The following is a 16,266-nucleotide window of genomic DNA, read 5'->3' as shown; positions in this document are numbered from 1 at the left end:
AAGCGTTCCTTCGGCGAGCACTCCCATGAGCGACTTCATCATCGTCGGCGGCGGGCCGGCAGGCTGCGTCCTCGCCAACAGGCTGAGCGAAGACCCCGGCAACTCGGTCACGCTGCTGGAAGCCGGCGGCGGCGACTGGCATCCGCTGATCCACATGCCGGCCGGCTTCGCCAGGATGACCAAAGGCATCGCCTCCTGGGGCTGGTCGACCGTGCCGCAGAAGCACATGAAGGGCCGCGTCTTCCGCTACACCCAGGCCAAGGTGATCGGCGGCGGTTCCTCCATCAACGCGCAGATCTACACGCGCGGCAATGCACGCGACTACGACGCCTGGGAGAAGGAGGAGGGGCTGTCAGGCTGGGGCTATCGCGACGTGCTGCCCTATTTCAAGCGCGCCGAGAACAACGAGCGCTACGCCAACGACTATCACTGCTATGGCGGCCCGCTCGGCGTCTCCAATCCCGTCTCGCCGCTGCCGATCTGCGAGGCCTATTTCCGCGCCGGCCAGGAGATGGGCATCCCTTTCAACCCGGACTTTAACGGCGTCAGCCAGGAGGGCCTCGGCTACTACCAGCTCACGCAGAAGAACGCCCGCCGCTCCTCGGCCTCAGTCGCGTATCTGCAGCCGATTGCCAGCCGCAAGAACCTCACCGTGCGCACCGGCGTCATGGTCACCCGCGTGGTGATCGAGGAGGGTAGGGCGATCGGTGTCGAGATCGTCGCCAACCCCGGCGCCCAGCCGGAAATCCTGCATGCGGACCGGGAAGTCATCGTCAGCTCCGGCGCCATCGGTTCACCCAAGCTGCTGATGCTCTCCGGCATCGGCCCGGCCGATCACCTGAAGTCGGTCGGCGTCAAGCCGGTGCACGACCTGCCCGGCGTCGGCCGGAACCTGCAGGACCATCTCGACCTTTTCGTCATCGCCGAATGCTCCGGCGACTTCACCTATGACAATTACGCAAAGCTCCACCGCTCGGCCTGGGCGGGGCTGCAATACCTGCTCTTCAGGAAGGGGCCGGTGGCCTCCAGCCTCTTCGAGACAGGTGGCTTCTGGTACGCCGATCCGACCGCGGCGCAGCCCGACATCCAGTTCCATCTCGGGCTTGGCTCCGGCATCGAGGCCGGCGTCGAGAAGCTGAAGAATCCGGGCGTGACGCTGAACTCGGCCTTCCTCAGGCCGCGCTCGCGCGGCTCGGTCAGGCTGTCGGGCAGCGACCCCGCTGCTGCGCCGCTCATCGACCCGAACTACTGGGCCGATCCCTACGATCGCGAGATTTCGATCAAGGGCCTGCGCATCGCTCGCGAGATCATGCGGCAGAATGCGTTGAAACCGTTCGTCGAGCGCGAGGTGCTGCCCGGCCCGTCGCTGCAGACCGACGAGCAGCTGTTCGACTATGCCTGCAACAGCGCCAAGACCGATCACCACCCGGTTGGCACCTGCCGCATGGGCCATGACGAGATGGCGGTGGTGACGCCGGACCTCAGGCTGCGCGGCATCGAGAACCTGCGTGTCTGCGACGCCTCGATCATGCCGCGCGTGCCGTCGTCCAACACCAACGCACCGACCATCATGGTCGGCGAAAAGGGCTCCGACATCATTCTCGGCCGCGAGCCTCTGGCCCCGGTCGTCTTTTCGTAAAGCCGCACGGCCGCTTGAGGGTGTTGAGCCAATGATCAGACATTGCGTTTTCTTTTCCTTCCGCGCCGACGTCGGCCACGCGGAGCGTGCGGCGATCCATGCCGAGCTGGACGCGCTGCGCAATGTCGTCGATGGCATGGGTGGGATGACCTTCGGCCCCAATGTCAGCCCGGAACCCTTCGCGCGCGGTTACACCGATGGTTTCACCATCGACTTCCGCGACGCCGCGGCACGCGACGCCTACCTCGTCCATCCGGATCACCAGAAGGCCGGCGCACGCCTTGTCGGCGCAATCGACGGCGGCACCGACAGGCTCTTTGTCTTCGATGTGGGAGCCTAGGCTGACTAGAGGTACTGGCTGACTTTCCTGCCTGCCTTCAGGAAGCGGGAAGGATTGAGCGCCTCGCCGTTGCGGCGCACCTCGTAGTGCAGGTGCGGACCGGTCGAGCGGCCGGTGCTGCCGACCTTGCCGACGATATCGCCGGCAGACAGTTGCTGCCCCTTCTTGACCAGGATTTTGCTCAGATGGCCGTAGCGCGTGGTGAAGCCGTCGGCGTGTTCGACCTCGACCATGCGGCCGTAGCCGCCGTTCCAGCCGGCGCTCACCACCGTGCCTGGCGCCGTGACGTGTGCTTCCGACCCCATCGGCGCACGGAAATCCATCCCGGAATGCAGCGCCGGCGATCCCAGCAACGGGTCCTTGCGCACGCCGAACGTGCTGGAGACGGAGTGGCCGGGCGAGGGGTTGGCAATCGGCAGGCGGCGCGCTTCGGATTTCATCCGGTCAAGCATTTCAAGCGCTTCGTCGAGTTCCTTGACCTTGGCGTCGAAGAGCGCGGGGTTGTCGATCGGCACGAGGGGACCGCCGATGCCGCTGCCGGCCTCGACCCGCAGCCCGGCATCCTCCAGCACGTCCGAGATCGCGTCGGCCGTCTGGTAGGCGTCCTGGGCGAGCGTGTTGATGCGCGAAAGCTGCTCGGATTCGATCGTGCGCAGCGACTGGTTGATGGCGACGAACAGCCGGTCGGCGCGGTCGGCGGAGGATTCGCCCTCTACCGATGGCGAATTGCGCGTCGACCAGAAGGAGAAGGGTTGGGCCGAAGCGCCAGCCAGGACCGGCTGGCCGGAAGCGGCGGTGTCGAGCGTGGCGCGCAGGTCAGGCCCGTTTTCCCACCCGTCCTCCGGCTTGTCCGGCGGCAGCGGGGCCGAGGCCGGCAAGGCCGCGGCGTCCGCCCCGAACCGGTCGGTGATCGGCGCGAGGCGGCCGTGCCGCTCCGTGAGCTGTGTCTGCCGCTCGAGCAGTTCGCCGACCTTCGTTTCCATCAGTTGCTGGTCGAGCATCTGCCGGCTGGTGATGCGGTCGACCTGCGCCCGCAGCGCCGAGATGCGGTCCTCATAGGCCTGCTGCAGGCGAGCCTGCCGCGCCGTCGTGGCGTCGATCAGGTCGTCCCTCAGCACCAGATAGGTGGTCGCCAGCAGATAGCCGATCGCCATCGCGGCGAATGCCGAGCCGGCAACCGCCACGAGCCACGGACGGACCTGGAAATGACGGATGTCGTCGCCGCGCGCGATGATGACCGTGTGTGGTTCGTTGCGCTTGCCGAAGACCGTTGACCGATTTGCTTCTGCCACTGGAACGAGTGCCCACGCCGCTAGATTACAATGCGGCGATTACACATCGTTAAGGTTAACAAAGCCCTTAGCGGGGTTCGTTGCGGCGGGGTCGGCGGCAATGGTGGAGGCAAAAGAAAGCCCTCGTCTCCGTGAAGGACGGCGAGGGCTTTGCTACGCAGGATACGCGTACTGGGCGGACTGCTAGGCTAATCCAGGAAGAGCCATAGCAGGATGATGATGGGAATTGGAATCCCGAGCAGCCAGAGCAAAACTCCGCGTAACATATTGTTCTCCCACGATGTTTTCAGATGAAGAAACGTCGCTGGAAAGATATTGTTCCACGGTCGGAAAAAACGTCAAAGCGCCTTTGCTGCTTCGAGGACTTCTTCGGCGTGGCCGGGAACCCTGACCTTGCGCCAGATGCGCGCGATCTTCCCGTCGCGGTCGATGAGGAAGGTCGAGCGGATGACGCCCATGTATTTCCTGCCGAACATCGTCTTCTCGCCCCACACGCCATAGGCTTCGATCGCCTCGCGTGATTCATCGGCGGCAAGCGGCGTCGTCAGCCCGTGCTTTTTCCTGAAATTGGCGTGCTTCTTCAGGCTGTCGGGAGATATCCCGATCACGACCGCGCCCGCCTCGCGAAAGGCGTCGTTGAATTTCGAGAAATCGATCGCTTCGACGGTGCAGGTCTGGGTGTTGTCCTGCGGATAGAAGAACAGCACCACGATTTTGCCGCGAAGCTCTGTCAGCCGGACCTCTCCGCCGCCGTCGGCAGGCAGTGAGAATTGCGGCGCGTCGTCTCCTGGCGTCAATTCGGCCATAGCTATGCCCTTGATTGGGTTACATGAACGGCTGCAGGGATATAGTGTTGCGGCAGGAGTCGTCTACGGCGCCGACGCGAGATACGGAAAATCGTGTGGAGCACGAACCACCTAGGCATGAAAAGATACGGTTCCGGCGCTGCGAGATAGCCGATCTGGCAACTCTGCCGTCCGCCGGGACAGTGCGCAAGCCTGCCCGCAAATGGCTGCCGCAACGTGCCGGGACGATCCTGCTGCGCATCGCCGGCGGCGCGGCCGCGCTCGTCCTGCTGGCGTTTGCCGCGATCTATGCTGTCGGCGCTTCCGGCATCGGCTCGGAGCGGCTGCGCGTCGCCGCCGAGCAGGCGCTGGAGAAGGCTGCCGGCGTCGATGTCAACGCCGTGGTCGGTCCTGCGCGCATCACTCTCGACGGCATGAGCCTGCTTGCCCTGGAAGTCAGCGACGTCAGCCTGAAGCGCGCGGACGACGGCCAGATGATCGCCGAGGCCCGCGCCGTGCGCTTCGGCGTCCGCCTGCTGCCGCTCCTGTCGGGCGACGTGCGCGTTTCAAGCGCTAGCCTGTCGGATGCCCGCATTATGGTCGAGGGCCTGCGCTCTGGCGACGGTCCGGACTTCTTGGCCGCCTTCACCGACGAGCGCGGCCTGGTCGAGCCTGACCGCGTCGCCGGCGCCGTTTTCGCCTTCGTCCACAAGGCGCTCGACGCCATGGGCGCGAAGTCGCTTCGGCGCATTGGCCTCGACAATGTCGAACTGGTGCTGCCGGCCGGCGAGGGGATCGTCAGCGTCCGCGTCGTCGAATCCGACCTCGCCGACACCAAGGGGGACGGTCTGGCTCTGTCGTCGGAACTGGAAGTCGGCGGCCGCACCGTGGAACTGTCAGCCCGGGCCACGCGCGACCGTTCGACCGGGCAGATCTCCAACCTCGAATTCGCGGCCGACGCCTCGGAACCTGAGGAAGCGGCGACAGGTGGCGACAGCGCCAGCCGGCTGGGCGCGGTCGAGCTGGAACTCACCGGTGCCGAGGGCAACGGCGCCGGCGAGGCAGAGCTAAACGCATCGTTGAAGCTCGCCGATTCCGCGCTCGACCTCGGACCGCGCGGCATCATCGCCGGCGGCGTCGATGTTGCCGCCCGCTTCGTCAGCGGCGCCGACAGGGTCGAGATCGAACGGCTGCAGGTGTCGACCGGCCGGTCGCAGTTCGACTTCAAGGGTCTGCTCGGCCCGCGCCCCGCCACGGACAATCCCGATGACGCGCCGGCCTATCGGTTCAATCTCGTCAGCGCGCGTTCGACCGTCGCGCCCGAAGGATCGCCCGAACCGGCGATGGCCACCGCGCTCCAGGTCGCCGGGACGTACCTGACCCGGGACAGGATCCTGTCGCTCGACAACATCGTCGTGAAGGGCGGGCGCGGCGAAGCGCTGGGCACCGCCACCATGCGCTTCGTCGAAGGCAAGGCGCCCGGCCTGTCCGTTGCCTTCAACGTGCACGACATGCCGGTGTCGCAGGTCAAGCAGCTCTGGCCGTGGTTTTCCGCCCGCGGTGCCCGCAACTGGGTCCTCAACAACGTCTTCGGCGGCCGCGTCTCGGAAGCGCAGTTGCAATATCAGGTCGAGCCCGGACGCCCGAGCGGCGCGGAGCTGCCGCTGACCGCGAACGAATCCTTCGGCACTTTCCAGCTCGAAGGCACGCGTTTCGATACCGCCGGCCTCATTCCTCCGGTGCGCGACGCGAAGGGCACGGTCGACTACCGCGGCAACGACGTCGACATCACCCTTCAGTCCGGCACGGTCTATCTGCCGAGCGGCCGCACCGTCGCCGCCAGCAACGGTGTTCTGGTCGTTAAGCAGGCGAATGTGCAGCCCGTCGTCGGCGCGCTCGACATCGACGTCGCCGGCGAGGCGCCGGCGGTTGCCGAGCTCGCTTCCTACGATCCGATCAACGCCATGCGCTATGTCGGCTTGGTGCCGGACGACTTCACGGGCCAGGTTTCCGGCAATGTGAAGGCCGACATCCCGCTGCAGAAAGGCGTCGACCGGGACCGGCTGAACTGGCTGGTGGCGCTCGACTACGAGGGCTTGTCGATCGCCAGGCCGATCGACGGCCAGGTCGTTACCGAAGCCGAAGGCACGATATCAGTCGAGAAGACGAAAGCCGTCATCGCCGCCAAGGCCAAGCTCAGCGGCGTGTCCGCCGAGATCGCCGCGGTCGAGCCGCTCGGTACGAGCGATGTGGAACGCAAGCGCACGATCACGCTTGTCCTCGACGAGAAGACGCGCGAGCAGCTTGTGCCCGGTCTGGATGCCATGGTGAAGGGACCGGTCAAGGTGGCGCTCGATTCACAGGAAGGCGGCGGGCAGCTGGTCACCGCCGATCTTACCGGCGCGCAGCTCAACATCCCCTGGGCAGGATGGACGAAGGGGCCGGGCATAGCGGGCAATGTCACCTTCCTGCTCGAGAACGCGGACGGCAAGTCGACGCTGTCTGACTTCAATCTCAGCGGCGCGACCTTCGGCATCGCCGGTTCCGTCACGCTTTCGGACGGTGCTCTGTCGCAGGCCGAGTTCAGCCGGGTGCGGCTCAACCGCAACGACGACGTCGCAATAACCGTAAAACAATCCGGCAAGGGATATGCCGTCGACGTCACCGGCAAATCGCTCGACGCGCGCTCCGTGGTCCGGCAGTTTACCACCGACACCAGCACCGCCACCAAGGCCTCTGAAAGCGGATCCGTTTCGGTCAGCGTGGACGTGAAGTCGGTCACCGGCTTCAACGACGAGAAACTCTCCAACCTGAAGCTCGAATATCGCGGCCGCGGCGACAGGGTGGATCGGCTGGAAGTCGATGCAGTCGCGGGTTCGGGCGCCAAGGTGCAGTTGCGCAACGGCGCCGAAGGGAACGGCCGCGCCATGCGCATGAGCTCGACGGACGCCGGCGCGATCCTGCGCTTCCTCGACATCTACAAGCACATGGAAGGCGGCCGGATCGACCTCTCGTTGACCGGCGGCGCCGAGGGCCCGATGACCGGGCAGGTCGACGCGCGCGATTTCTTCCTGGTCAACGAGCCCAGGCTGAGTTCGATCGTCTCGACTACGCCGCCGGGCGGAGAGAGAAGCCTCAACCAGGCGGTCAGGCGCGATATCGACACCTCGCGTGTCGCCTTCGAGCGCTGTTATTCGCAGATCGAGAAGGGGCCGGGTTATCTCAACCTGTCGAACGGCATCCTGCGCGGGCCGCTGGTCGGCGCGAGCTTCCAGGGCATGCTCTACGACACCAAGGGCAACATGGACATGACCGGCACCTTCATGCCGGCCTATGGTCTCAACCGCATCTTCGGCGAAATACCGATCATCGGCGCGCTGCTCGGCAACGGCCGCGACCGCGGCCTGATCGGCGTGACCTTCAAGCTCGAGGGCGACGCGGATCAGCCTGCCGTGCAGATCAACCCGCTCTCCGTCATCGCGCCCGGCATCTTCCGGTCCATCTTCGAATTCCGCTGAGGGCGATCGAGCCTGCGTCGCCTTCCGCCTACGATGGAATGCGGGCGATCACCTTGATCTCGAAATCGAAACCGGCCAGCCAGTTCACACCGAGCGCCGTGATGTTGTGGAGCGGGTCCTGCATGAACACGCGATCCCTCACTTCAAGGACGGTGTCGATCTGGCTTTCGGGGTCCGTCATGAAGATCGTCACGTCGACGATGTCGTCGAAGGTTGCGCCTGCGCCCTTCAGCGTCTCCTGCAGGTTTTGGAAAGCGAGTTCGACCTGCTTCTTGTGGTCAGGTTCGGGTGAGCCGTCCTGGCGCGCGCCGACCATGCCTGAGACGAAGAGAAGATCGCCGGACCTGATGGCGGGCGAATAGGCATGCGCCTTGAAATTGGCGTGCGGATGCTCGGGAGAAATTGCCTCGCGCTTCATGCTGAAAACTCCTGTGAGGGATGACCGACGCGTCCCATTCGGGACACATCGGCAGCAGCGCATTGTTCGCATACGCGGCGTATGCGGACACGTATGACCTATGCTGCGTATTTCAACCTTCGGACGTGAAGTTTTCCGCCTTGCAGTTTTGGGGGCTCAACTCGGCCGAACAAGGACGTGCCGCTTCTTTCCGAGCGACAGCTTGATCGCGCCATCGGCGGTCACGTCCGCCTCGGTGACGATGCGGCGGTCGTCCGCGACCGGCTGGTCGTTGACGCGCACCGCACCGCCCTGGACGTGGCGGCGCGCCTCGCCGTTGGACGATGCGAGCCCGGCGCTGACGAAGAGCGACAGGATGCCGACGCCTTCCGCGATCGCTGCGCGATCGACAGTCACCGTCGGCAACGTGTCGGCGGTCACGCCTTCCTCGAACGTCTTGCGCGCGGTCTCGGCGGCCTGCTCGGCATCGGCGCGGCCATGCAGCATGGCGGTCACTTCCGTCGCCAGCACCTTCTTGGCCTCGTTGATCTCAGATCCGCCGAGCGCTGCCAGCCGCGCCACCTCGTCGAGCGGCATCGTCGTGTAGAGCCTCAGGAAACGCTCGACGTCGGCGTCCTCCGTATTGCGCCAGTATTGCCAGAACTCGTAGGGGCTCAGCATGTCGGCGTTGAGCCACACCGCTCCGTTGAGCGACTTGCCCATCTTCGCTCCGGACGAAGTCGTCAGCAAAGGCGAGGTCAGCGCGAAGAGCTGCGGCGTTTCCATCCTGTGGCCGAGGTCGATGCCGTTGATGATGTTGCCCCACTGGTCCGAGCCGCCCATCTGCAGCCGCGTGCCGTAGCGCTTGTTCAGCTCCACGAAGTCGTAGGCCTGCAGGATCATGTAGTTGAACTCGAGGAACGACAGCGACTGGTCGCGATCCAGCCTGAGCTTGACGGAATCGAAGGAGAGCATCCGGTTCACCGAGAAGTGCCGGCCGACATCGCGCAGGAATTCGAGATAGTTCAGCTTCACCAGCCAGTCGGCATTGTTGACCATCAGCGCATCGCGCGGCCCTTCGCCGAAGGTGAGGTAGTTCGAGAAGACCTTCTTGATGCCGTCTATGTTCTCCTGGATCGTCTCGACCGTCATCAGCTTGCGCGCTTCGTCCTTGAAGGACGGATCGCCGACCATGCCGGTGCCGCCGCCCATCAAGGCGATCGGACGATGGCCTGTCTGCTGCATCCAGTGCAGCATCATGATCTGGATGAGGCCGCCGGCATGCAGGCTGGGGGCTGTCGGATCGAAGCCGATATAGGCGCTCACCGTCTCGGCCTTGAACAGCGCGTCGAGACCTTCCGGGTCGGAGATCTGGTGGATGAAACCGCGCTCGTCGAGGACGCGCAGGAAATCGGACTTGAAGGCGGACATTTCGTTTTCCCGAGAGATCGCCTGCGGCCTTGGCCGCGATGGCAAGTATGATCGCGGGCGTTTAGCATCCGGCGGCGGGGAATCACAAGAACGGCGGCGAAAATGACAGCACTGCGTGCGCTTGGCCTGATGAGCGGAACGTCGATGGACGGCATCGATGTCGCGGCGCTGGAGACGGACGGCGAGACTGTCGCCGCCACCGGACCCTCGCTGTCGGTGCCCTATGACGCAGCCTTTCGCCGCCGGATCGAGGCCTCACTCGATACGGCGAAGTCGATCGCGAAGCGAGACGAGCGGCCCGGCGATCTCGCCGCGCTCGAGCGCGAGATCACGTTGCGCCACGCGCGCGCGGTGCGCGATTTTCTCGCCGCGGCTCCGGCAGCATGGCAAGCCGTGGACGTCATCGGCTTCCACGGACAGACGGTGCTGCACCGTCCTCATCTCGGCCTGACCGTGCAGCTTGGCGACGGCGCGCTGCTGGCGCGGGAGACAGGCATTCCCGTTGTCCACGACATGCGCGCCAACGACATGGAGCATGGAGGGCAGGGCGCACCGCTGGTGCCTGCCTATCATGCGGCGCTTGCGCATTCGCTGCCGGCGGAATTCGCCGGCGACTTCCCGATGGTCTTCGTCAATATCGGCGGCATCTCCAACATTACTTACGTGCCGCGCGAAGGCGATCCGGTCGCCTTCGATACGGGACCGGGCAACACGCTCATCGACCAGTGGGTGGCGCGCGAGGGCGGCGTGCCCTTCGACGCCGGCGGCGCGATCGCCAGCGAAGGCGGTGTCATCCGCACCGTTGTCGATCGCTATCTCGACAACAAGTTCTTCGAGAAGAGCGGTCCCAAATCTCTTGACCGAAACGATTTTACTTTGGAGCCGGCGCGGGGCCTCGAACTCGCGGACGGGGCGCGGACGCTGGCTACGGTATCGGCAGAGGCGATCCTGAAATCGGCGGAGCATTTACCAGAGGCGCCGAAGCTCTGGATCATTTGCGGCGGCGGCCGCAAGAACCCGCACATCGTCGGCGATCTCAGTGTCGGCGCGCAGGAGAGCGGCGCCAGGGTCGTTGTCGCCGAGGACGTGAAGCTCGACGGCGACGCCACCGAGGCGGAGGCCTGGGCCTATCTCGCCGTGCGCTCCTTGAACGGATTGCCGCTGACGTTCCCGACGACGACCGGATGCGACAGGCCGGTGAGCGGCGGGGTCCTCAATGCGAAGTCCTCAATAGACTGAAGGGCGCGCGGTAGAACCGAACGCCCTTCGAAAAACACAGCCTGAGCTGTGAGACTTTACTTCTTGGCAGGAGCCTTCTTTGCAGCAGGCTTCTTTGCCGGAGCCTTCTTTGCAGCGGGCTTGGCCGTCGTCTTGGCAGCAGGCTTCGCAGCAGCTTTCGCGGCAGGCTTCTTGGCCGGCGCCTTCTTGGCGGCAGGCTTCGCAGCAGCTTTGACAGCAGGCTTCGCCGCAGCTTTCGCAGCGGGCTTCTTGGCCGGCGCCTTCTTGGCGGCAGGCTTCGCAGCAGCTTTTGCAGCAGGCTTCGCCGCGGCTTTCACGGCAGGCTTCTTGGCCGGCGCCTTCTTGGCGGCGGCGGGTTTCGCAGCGGCCTTGGCAGCAGGCTTCGCCGCAGCTTTCGCCGCCGGCTTCTTGGCGGCGGGTTTCGCCGTCGTCTTCGCCTTCGGTGCTGTCGCGGCCATGGCACGCTTCTTGGTAGTGTCAGTCTTGCTCACGTGAGTTCCCCCTCGTCTAGGGATTGTGATTCGTCACAAGTGGAGCCTGACATGCAGTAAGTCGGCTGTCGAGTAGTTGTAGAGCGCCCGACAGAACTTTCCACCGCGACACTGTCGCCAAGGTCACACTAGTGAAGCGCGCGTCATTATTGATCGGCGCCGAGACGATCAGCGCAGACGTTTCGGTCGAGGATCCGACAGCTCGCCGGCGAGACGACGGTCGAGATAGTCCGCGCATTCTTCGATGAGAAGTTCGGAGTCGTTCGAGAAGAAATGGTTGGCGCCGGGCAACGTCTTTTGCGTGATGGTGATGCCCTTCTGCGTGTGCAGCTTGTCGACCAGACCTTGCACGTCTTTCGGCGGCGCGACCTTGTCGGCATCGCCGTGGATGATCAGGCCCGACGACGGACACGGAGCGAGGAAGGAGAAGTCGTAGGTGTTCGGCTGCGGCGCGATCGAGATGAAGCCTTCGATCTCCGGACGACGCATCAGCAGCTGCATGCCGATCCACGCGCCGAAGGAATAGCCGGCGACCCAGCACGTCTTCGAGTCCGGATGCAGCGACTGGATCCAGTCGAGCGCGGCTGCCGCGTCGGACAGCTCTCCGGTGCCGTGGTCGAACTCGCCCTGGCTGCGTCCGATGCCGCGGAAGTTGAAGCGCAACGTGGTGAAGTTGCGCTTCTGGAACATGTAGAAAAGATCGTAGACGATCTTGTTGTTCATCGTCCCGCCGAACTGCGGGTGAGGGTGAAGGATGATCGCGATCGGCGCGCTCTTCTCCTTGGACGGCTGGTAGCGTCCTTCGAGGCGACCTGCCGGACCCGCGAAAATAACCTCAGGCATAAAAACTCCATTTACCGCATCTTGCACGCTGCCGGCCGGTTCAATTCTTCCCGCAGCCATTGACGCGGGACGCGCGCCTTCCTAGAAGCTAGTTTAGAATTGTTCAAAACTGGGTGGCGTGCCACCCGACCGGCAAAGCGGGTAAATAGGACGGCTGGCCTTGTAAATTCAAGGAAATAACGCGCCTTCCCTATAGATTGCCCTCCGAGCCGACGGATCGAACGAAAAATGACCGGCTACCGCGCCTATCTCGACTACAATGCGAGCGCGCCGCTGCTATCCGAGGCGCGGGCGGCCATGCTTGCCGTGCTCGACGCGTCCGCCAACCCCTCGTCGGTTCACGGCGAGGGCCGCAACGCGCGCCGCATCGTCGAGGACGCGCGCCGCGAAGTCGCCGCACTCGTCAACATGAAGCCCGACCACGTCGTCTTCACCTCGGGCGCGACCGAGGCCGCCTCGACATTGCTGACGCCGGAGTGGCGGATGGGCCGCGGCGATATCCGCATGTCGAAGCTCTATGTCTCGGCAGCCGATCATCCTTGCCTGCTCGGCGGCGGACGGTTTTCTCCCGAGCGCGCCATGCGCATCGCTGTCGATGCGAACGGTGTCTGCGATCTCTCTGCGCTCGCCGCCGCGCTCGCCGCGCATGATCGCGAGGAGGGCCTGCCGCTCGTCGCCATCCATCTCGCCAACAACGAGACGGGCGTCATTCAACCCGTGCACGAGATTGGCGAGATCGTGAAGTCAGCCGGCGGCGTGCTCGTGCTCGACGCGGTGCAGGCGGCCGGCCGCATCCCGCTCGACCTAGCCGGCGGTCTCGCCGATTATATTATTCTCTCCGCGCACAAGATCGGCGGGCCCTCGGGCGTCGGCGCTTTCGTCGCCGCGTCGGACCTGATGATGCCGAAGCCGCTCGTCACCGGCGGCGGCCAGGAGAAGGGCCACCGCGCCGGCACGGAAAATCTCGCCGGCATCGCCGGCTTCGGCGCGGCGGCCGAAGTCGCGCGGAACGGGCTGTCGCACGCGGGCGAACTCGCCGCGATGCGCGACCGCGTCGAGGATACCGTGTTGTCGCTGGCGCCCGACGCCGAGATTTTCGGACGCGACGCCGAGCGTCTTGCCAACACGACATTCTTCGCTATTCCCGGCCTGAAGGCGGAGACGGCGCAGATCGGATTCGATCTTGCCGGCGTCGCGCTCTCGGCGGGTTCGGCATGTTCGTCCGGCAGGGTCGGGCCGAGCCACGTGCTGAAGGCGATGGGCTTCGACAATGACGGTGCGCTGCGCGTGTCGATCGGTCGCGGCACCATGGCGAAGGACATCGACCTGTTCGCGAAGGCGCTCGCGCAGATGCTGGCGCGCAGGACGGGAAGGACGACGCAGGCCGCGTGAGCGGCCGGGCATGATCCCTGAGGGAACCGGTTTCCTGGACAGGATCGTGCTCGAAGGAAAGTGGAATTGGGCCGAAAGGCCTTGAGCCGGTGCGTTTTCGGGACGGTGTCATGCCGTCCGCCGGGGTGAATTCCCGGAACGGATGCACTATATATCGAACTTACGCCGTCCCAGCGGCGCCATAGTTTGAAAACGGCAGGGCCTTGAACCCTGCATGGATGGAGAACGCGATGCCTGCTGTGCAGGAGACGATCGAGCGAGTCCGCAAGATCGATGTCGATCAATACAAATACGGCTTCGAGACCAAGATCGAGATGGACAAGGCCCCGAAGGGCCTGTCGGAAGACATCATCCGTTTCATCTCGGCCAAGAAGAACGAGCCGGACTGGATGCTCGAATGGCGGCTCGGCGCCTATCGCCGCTGGCTGACGCTCGACGAGCCGACCTGGGCGCGCGTCGACTATCCGAAGATCGACTTCCAGGACATTCATTATTATGCGGCGCCGAAATCGACGCCCGGCCCGACCTCGCTTGACGAAGTCGATCCCGAGCTGTTGAAGACCTATGCCAAGCTCGGCATCCCGCTCAAGGAGCAGGAGATTCTCGCCGGCGTGCAGAAGCCCGCAAACGATGACGGGCTCGACGAAGCGAACGACAACGGCGCCGCGCCGCGCAGGGTCGCGGTCGACGCGGTGTTCGACAGCGTCTCCGTCGTCACCACCTTCAAGGAAGAGCTGGCCAAGGCCGGCGTCATCTTTTGCTCGATCTCGGAGGCGATCCGCGAGCATCCGGAACTGGTGAAGAAATATCTCGGCACCGTCGTGCCGACGACCGACAATTTCTACGCCACGCTGAACTCGGCGGTCTTCACCGACGGCTCCTTCGTCTTCGTGCCGAAGGGTGTGCGCTGCCCGATGGAGCTGTCGACCTACTTCCGCATCAACGAGAAGAACACCGGCCAGTTCGAGCGCACGCTGATCATCGCGGAGGAGGGCGCCTACGTGTCCTACCTCGAGGGCTGCACCGCGCCGCAGCGCGACGAGAACCAGCTCCACGCCGCCGTGGTCGAGCTGATCGCGCTCGACGACGCCGAGATCAAGTACTCGACCGTGCAGAACTGGTATCCGGGCGACGCGCAGGGCAAGGGTGGCATCTACAACTTCGTCACCAAGCGCGGCGACTGCCGCGGCGACCGCTCGAAGATTTCGTGGACGCAGGTCGAAACCGGCTCGGCGATCACCTGGAAATACCCGTCCTGCATCCTGCGCGGCGACGACAGCCAAGGCGAGTTCTACTCGATCGCCGTGTCGAACGGCTACCAGCAGGTCGACTCGGGCACCAAGATGATCCACCTCGGCAAGAATACGAGGAGCCGCATCATCTCCAAGGGCATCGCCGCCGGCTTCTCGCAGAACACCTATCGCGGCCAGGTCTCTGCGCACCGCAAGGCGACCAACGCGCGCAACTTCACCAACTGCGACTCGCTTTTGATCGGCGACCAGTGCGGCGCGCACACCGTGCCCTACATGGAAGCCAAGAACGCGACTGCCAAGTTCGAGCACGAGGCGACCACCTCGAAGATTTCCGAGGACCAGAAGTTCTACGTGATGCAGCGCGGCGTTCCCGAGGAGGAAGCCATCGCGCTCATCGTCAACGGCTTCGTCAAGGAAGTCATCCAGGAACTGCCGATGGAATTCGCCGTCGAGGCGCAGAAGCTGATTGGGATCAGTTTGGAAGGCAGTGTGGGGTGATTCAACGCATAGGCACGATCGACCTGCGATGGGAGCGTTTTACCGACGCGATTATCCAAGAGGTTAGGACAACCGCGTTTTACGAGCGGTTCCCTAAAAACGAAGATTTGATCGATCTGGAGATTGAGCGCAACAAGAACTGGCAAGTGCTGGTGCGTGGCTTCAAGGCCTCTTTTGGTCCAAGCCATTGGATATATCTGTTGGATCTGGATTTGGAGCGAAACGAAGTCATCGATGTTTGTTCGTTTAGCCTGACAGTTGGCCGGTGGCCCTTCGATGATGACGCCACTTCGGCTCAATACGTAGATAATATCGCGGATGCCGTTGTCTCTGCGCGCGAAAGTATCGCAAGGCGCGGACAGAATTAGAAGAAGGCCTAATATGCTTGAGATCAGAAACCTCCACGCCCGCATCGCCGAAGACGGCACCGAGATCATCCGCGGGCTGAACCTCACCGTGAACAAGGGCGAGGTCGCCGCCATCATGGGGCCGAACGGCTCCGGCAAGTCGACGCTCTCCTACGTGCTCGCCGGCCGTGAGGACTACGAAGTCACCGAAGGCGACATTCTTTACGACGGCGAGTCGATCCTCGATCTTGACCCGGCCGAGCGCGCCGCGAAGGGCATCTTCCTCGCCTTCCAGTATCCGATGGAGATACCGGGCGTCGCGACGATGGAGTTCCTCAAGGTCGCGATGAACGCGCAGCGCAAGGCGCGCGGCGAGGAGCCGCTGTCGATTCCCGATTTCCTGAAGCGGGTGAAGGCGGCGTCCGGCGATCTCTCCATGGACATGGCGATGCTGAAGCGTCCGCTCAATGTCGGCTTCTCCGGCGGCGAGAAGAAGCGCGCCGAGATCCTGCAGATGAAGCTCTTGGAGCCGAAGCTCTGCGTGCTCGACGAGACCGACTCCGGCCTCGACATCGACGCGCTGAAGATTGTTGCCGACGGCGTCAACGCGCTGCGTTCGCCGGACCGTGCGATGGTCGTCATCACCCACTACCAGCGGCTTCTGGAATACATCGTCCCCGACAGCGTGCACGTGCTCTACCGCGGCCAGGTCATCAAGTCGGGCGACAAGAACCTGGCGCTGGAGCTCGAAGAGAACGGCTATGCCGGCATCATCGGCGAGGCGGCCTGAGGCCGGAGGCG

At 64.2% G+C, this 16,266-nt stretch carries 14 protein-coding genes; 8 read left to right on the top strand and 6 right to left on the bottom strand.

The genetic code is table 11. The features are described from left to right. The first annotated feature begins 25 nt into the window (after positions 1 to 25). Complete coding sequence (locus tag D8676_RS15260; protein ID WP_121581934.1) at positions 26 to 1,639, top strand: GMC family oxidoreductase N-terminal domain-containing protein; 1,614 nt, start codon at positions 26 to 28, stop codon at positions 1,637 to 1,639. A 31-nt stretch (positions 1,640 to 1,670) separates the two neighbouring features. After that, the gene (locus tag D8676_RS15255; RefSeq protein ID WP_121581933.1) at positions 1,671 to 1,979 is read left to right on the top strand and encodes a Dabb family protein; all 309 of its coding nucleotides are present in this window, start codon (positions 1,671 to 1,673) and stop codon (positions 1,977 to 1,979) included. A 5-nt stretch (positions 1,980 to 1,984) separates the two neighbouring features. Here D8676_RS15255 and D8676_RS15250 read toward each other — a convergent pair whose 3' ends face one another. After that, positions 1,985 to 3,271, bottom strand: coding sequence for a M23 family metallopeptidase (locus D8676_RS15250; RefSeq protein ID WP_121581932.1), 1,287 nt, complete (start codon positions 3,269 to 3,271; stop codon positions 1,985 to 1,987). Between the two features lie 338 nt (positions 3,272 to 3,609). Then, complete coding sequence (locus D8676_RS15245) at positions 3,610 to 4,077, bottom strand: peroxiredoxin (RefSeq protein ID WP_121581931.1); 468 nt, start codon at positions 4,075 to 4,077, stop codon at positions 3,610 to 3,612. A 182-nt stretch (positions 4,078 to 4,259) separates the two neighbouring features. On the opposite strand from D8676_RS15245, the gene D8676_RS15240 reads away from it, so the two are divergent. Next, positions 4,260 to 7,574, top strand: coding sequence for a DUF3971 domain-containing protein (locus tag D8676_RS15240; protein ID WP_348629016.1), 3,315 nt, complete (start codon positions 4,260 to 4,262; stop codon positions 7,572 to 7,574). A 28-nt stretch (positions 7,575 to 7,602) separates the two neighbouring features. Here D8676_RS15240 and D8676_RS15235 read toward each other — a convergent pair whose 3' ends face one another. Both D8676_RS15235 and tyrS read right to left on the bottom strand, forming a co-directional pair. Continuing rightward, entirely contained in the window at positions 7,603 to 7,992 is a 390-nt protein-coding gene (locus D8676_RS15235) for a RidA family protein (protein ID WP_121581929.1), read from the bottom strand. A 156-nt stretch (positions 7,993 to 8,148) separates the two neighbouring features. Continuing rightward, complete coding sequence (gene tyrS / locus D8676_RS15230) at positions 8,149 to 9,402, bottom strand: tyrosine--tRNA ligase (RefSeq protein WP_121581928.1); 1,254 nt, start codon at positions 9,400 to 9,402, stop codon at positions 8,149 to 8,151. A 102-nt stretch (positions 9,403 to 9,504) separates the two neighbouring features. On the opposite strand from tyrS, the gene D8676_RS15225 reads away from it, so the two are divergent. Next, entirely contained in the window at positions 9,505 to 10,641 is a 1,137-nt protein-coding gene (locus D8676_RS15225) for an anhydro-N-acetylmuramic acid kinase (RefSeq protein WP_121581927.1), read from the top strand. Positions 10,642 to 10,697: 56 nt separating this feature from the next. Here D8676_RS15225 and D8676_RS27345 read toward each other — a convergent pair whose 3' ends face one another. Both D8676_RS27345 and D8676_RS15215 read right to left on the bottom strand, forming a co-directional pair. Further along, positions 10,698 to 11,132, bottom strand: a complete 435-nt coding sequence (locus D8676_RS27345; RefSeq protein ID WP_183097106.1) for a hypothetical protein — start codon at positions 11,130 to 11,132, stop codon at positions 10,698 to 10,700. A gap of 168 nt (positions 11,133 to 11,300) precedes the next feature. Next, the gene (locus tag D8676_RS15215; protein ID WP_121581926.1) at positions 11,301 to 11,975 is read right to left on the bottom strand and encodes an alpha/beta hydrolase; all 675 of its coding nucleotides are present in this window, start codon (positions 11,973 to 11,975) and stop codon (positions 11,301 to 11,303) included. A gap of 228 nt (positions 11,976 to 12,203) precedes the next feature. Here D8676_RS15215 and D8676_RS15210 point away from each other — a divergent pair, with 228 nt between their 5' ends. From D8676_RS15210 to sufC, 4 genes are all read left to right on the top strand, one after another. Then, the gene (locus D8676_RS15210; protein WP_121581925.1) at positions 12,204 to 13,367 is read left to right on the top strand and encodes a cysteine desulfurase family protein; all 1,164 of its coding nucleotides are present in this window, start codon (positions 12,204 to 12,206) and stop codon (positions 13,365 to 13,367) included. Between the two features lie 230 nt (positions 13,368 to 13,597). Then, a complete protein-coding gene (gene sufB / locus D8676_RS15205; protein WP_121582079.1) occupies positions 13,598 to 15,118 on the top strand; it encodes a Fe-S cluster assembly protein SufB in 1,521 nt (506 codons plus the stop codon). After that, a complete protein-coding gene (locus D8676_RS15200; RefSeq protein WP_121581924.1) occupies positions 15,115 to 15,486 on the top strand; it encodes a hypothetical protein in 372 nt (123 codons plus the stop codon). Before sufB ends, D8676_RS15200 begins: the two co-directional genes overlap by 4 nt. A gap of 13 nt (positions 15,487 to 15,499) precedes the next feature. Further along, on the top strand, positions 15,500 to 16,255 hold the full coding sequence (sufC, locus tag D8676_RS15195; RefSeq protein WP_121581923.1) for a Fe-S cluster assembly ATPase SufC: 756 nt from the start codon (positions 15,500 to 15,502) through the stop codon (positions 16,253 to 16,255). Positions 16,256 to 16,266 lie beyond the last annotated feature (11 nt).

Source organism: Mesorhizobium sp. YM1C-6-2 (assembly GCF_003666685.1).
Lineage (GTDB): Bacteria > Pseudomonadota > Alphaproteobacteria > Rhizobiales > Rhizobiaceae > Mesorhizobium_K.
The sequence above is the reverse complement of the archived record's forward strand: the minus strand, read 5'-3'. Positions and strand labels throughout refer to the sequence as shown.

Coding starts and splice junctions, on each gene's coding strand:
- D8676_RS15245 (WP_121581931.1), bottom strand. CDS start 4,077: ATGGCCGAATTGACGCCAGGAGACGACGCGCCGCAATTCTCACTGCCT.
- D8676_RS15260 (WP_121581934.1), top strand. CDS start 26: ATGAGCGACTTCATCATCGTCGGCGGCGGGCCGGCAGGCTGCGTCCTC.
- tyrS (WP_121581928.1), bottom strand. CDS start 9,402: ATGTCCGCCTTCAAGTCCGATTTCCTGCGCGTCCTCGACGAGCGCGGT.
- sufB (WP_121582079.1), top strand. CDS start 13,598: ATGCCTGCTGTGCAGGAGACGATCGAGCGAGTCCGCAAGATCGATGTC.
- D8676_RS15235 (WP_121581929.1), bottom strand. CDS start 7,992: ATGAAGCGCGAGGCAATTTCTCCCGAGCATCCGCACGCCAATTTCAAG.
- sufC (WP_121581923.1), top strand. CDS start 15,500: ATGCTTGAGATCAGAAACCTCCACGCCCGCATCGCCGAAGACGGCACC.
- D8676_RS15210 (WP_121581925.1), top strand. CDS start 12,204: ATGACCGGCTACCGCGCCTATCTCGACTACAATGCGAGCGCGCCGCTG.
- D8676_RS15215 (WP_121581926.1), bottom strand. CDS start 11,975: ATGCCTGAGGTTATTTTCGCGGGTCCGGCAGGTCGCCTCGAAGGACGC.
- D8676_RS15255 (WP_121581933.1), top strand. CDS start 1,671: ATGATCAGACATTGCGTTTTCTTTTCCTTCCGCGCCGACGTCGGCCAC.
- D8676_RS15225 (WP_121581927.1), top strand. CDS start 9,505: ATGACAGCACTGCGTGCGCTTGGCCTGATGAGCGGAACGTCGATGGAC.